1 protein-coding gene is annotated in these 1016 nt (G+C 67.6%); it reads right to left on the bottom strand.

Annotation, left to right across the window (positions count from 1 at the left end; genetic code table 11):
- Nucleotides 1–33: 33 nt before the first annotated feature.
- Complete coding sequence (locus tag HMPREF0372_RS09330) at nucleotides 34–906, bottom strand: hypothetical protein (RefSeq protein WP_007491369.1); 873 nt, start codon at nucleotides 904–906, stop codon at nucleotides 34–36.
- Between the last annotated feature and the right edge of the window lie 110 nt (nucleotides 907–1016).

The following is a 1016-nucleotide window of genomic DNA, read 5'->3' as shown; positions in this document are numbered from 1 at the left end:
GGCTTTCCCGCACGCGGGAAAGCCGCCCGTTTATTATACCCCCGTGAGATCAAAGGCCGGAATGTACTCCGACCGTGCGGCCTCCGCCCCCTGGGTGAAGCCCTCCAGCCCCAATGCGTCCATATAGTCCTCGGCCGAGCGGACCTCCGAGGGCCGCAGGCGGCGGTTCAGCGCGGGGAACTCCGCCGCCCGCCCCCAGGGGAGGTACTGGCTCATGAGGGAGAAGGCCACCGCGCCGGGGGCGAAGTGCTCCGCCACCCAGTCCATCACCCGCTTGGCCTCGGCCAATTTCCCGGGAAGGAGCAGGTGCCGGATGATAACACCCTGTTTTAACAGGCCGTCCTGATACACGCAGGGGCCGGTCTGGCGGAACATCTCTAGAATGGCCGCCTGGGCCGCCTCCGGGTAGTCCGCCGCGCCGGAATACTGCTCCGCGTACTCCGGCGTGACATACTTCAGGTCGGGCAGGTAGATCTGGATTTTCCCCTCCAGGCCCCGCAGGGTGTCCACCCGGTCGTAGCCGCCGGAGTTCCACACCACCGGCACCGGCAAAGGCTGGGCCAGCAGCCGGGCCACCGCGTGGGCGTAGTGAGTGGGATTGACCAGGTTGATGTTGTGGGCCCCCTGGTCGATGAGCTCGAAGCAGATGGCACGCAGCCGCTCCAGGGAGATGGGCCGTCCAAAGTCCTGGTGGCTGATGGCGTCGTTCTGGCAGAAGACACACCCCAGGGAGCAGCCGGAGAAAAACACGGTGCCGGAGCCCCGCGTGCCCGAGATGGGCGGCTCCTCCCACTGGTGGAGGGCCGCACGGGCCACCACCGGCGCCTCCGGCATCCGGCATACGCCCCGGCCCTCGGTCTCCGTGCGCAGGGCCCCGCACCGGCGGGGGCAGAAATTGCAGATCATTGGATTTCTCCTCCTTCCCAAGTTTTCCAGTTGCGGGCGGTGACAAGCCCCGCCCCTGCGTTTCAGCGCCGTATCCCTGTTTCCCCCCATCCAGGCCGGTGCGGCGGGGG

This window comes from Flavonifractor plautii ATCC 29863, from assembly GCF_000239295.1.
In the GTDB taxonomy this organism is placed as follows: domain Bacteria; phylum Bacillota; class Clostridia; order Oscillospirales; family Oscillospiraceae; genus Flavonifractor; species Flavonifractor plautii.
The sequence above is the reverse complement of the archived record's forward strand: the minus strand, read 5'-3'. Positions and strand labels throughout refer to the sequence as shown.